The 926-nt window shown below is 60.6% G+C and carries 1 protein-coding gene; it reads right to left on the bottom strand.

What is annotated here, in order from left to right; genetic code table 11:
- Positions 1-41: 41 nt before the first annotated feature.
- Positions 42-926, bottom strand: an 885-nt coding sequence (locus tag MA04_RS21705; protein ID WP_394356173.1) for an IS3 family transposase, incomplete at its 5' end; no start/stop codon positions are given.

Raw genomic sequence — 926 nt, 5'->3', positions numbered from 1 at the left:
TGTAGTGGTCAAGTGATCTTGGACAGTTTCCTAGGTTCTTTTCACGCGGCGGTTCGTTCCCGCGCCTCGGGTGTTTGATAATGATTAGCGCTGTGCGGGCGGATATGGTTGTAATACTGGTTTACGTAGACCAGGACATCCGCCACCGCCTGCTCAGACGAGAGGTAACCGCCCGGCGGCACCCATTCTGATTTCAAGCTCCTAAAGAACCGTTCCATCGGGGCATTGTCCCAACAATTGCCCCGCCGGCTCATGCTCTGCTTCATCCGATAACGCCAAAGCTGTTGCCGGAACGCCCGGCTGGTGTAGTGGCACCCCTGGTCGGAGTGGAACATCACCCCTTTCGGACGCCCTCGTGCTTCATAGGCCACCGCCAGGGCTCGCTTGGTCAATTCCGAGTCCGGGGAGTTCGACATCGCCCAGCCCACCACACGGCGGGCATACAGATCCAACACCACCGCCAGATAGACCCAACAGCTGCCTGCCCAGATGTAGGTAACATCGCCACACCACACGGCATTCGGTCGAGTCACGGCAAACGCTCTGTTCAAGTGGTTAGGCGCGACTGTCGCTTCCTCGCCGGTTTGCTTGTAGCGGTGTCCCGGCTGACGGCTCTCCAGGCCCGCTTCCGCCATCAAACGCGACGCTTTATAGCGCCCAACGGCTTCACCCTCCGCCTTCAACAGGGCCGACAGTGTCCTCGCCCCGGCGGCACCTCGGCCCTTCTTATGGAGCCGCGCTACACACGCCCTGAGCCGTACGCGCTCCGCGTCCACCTTCTGGCGCGCCTGGCAATGATGGTAATAGCGGCTGCGACAGACCTCGAAGGCTTCGCACAGCTCCGCCACGCCGTAACGCTCTCTCAACGCGTCGATCAGCGCGGCTGATCCCAAGAGTCCGACATCAAGAGAGCGGTAGCCTTTTTT

It is taken from the genome of Alloalcanivorax balearicus MACL04 (assembly GCF_025532145.1).
GTDB lineage: Bacteria > Pseudomonadota > Gammaproteobacteria > Pseudomonadales > Alcanivoracaceae > Alloalcanivorax > Alloalcanivorax balearicus.
Note: the sequence above shows the minus strand (reverse complement) of the source record. Positions and strands in the feature narration are given on the sequence as shown.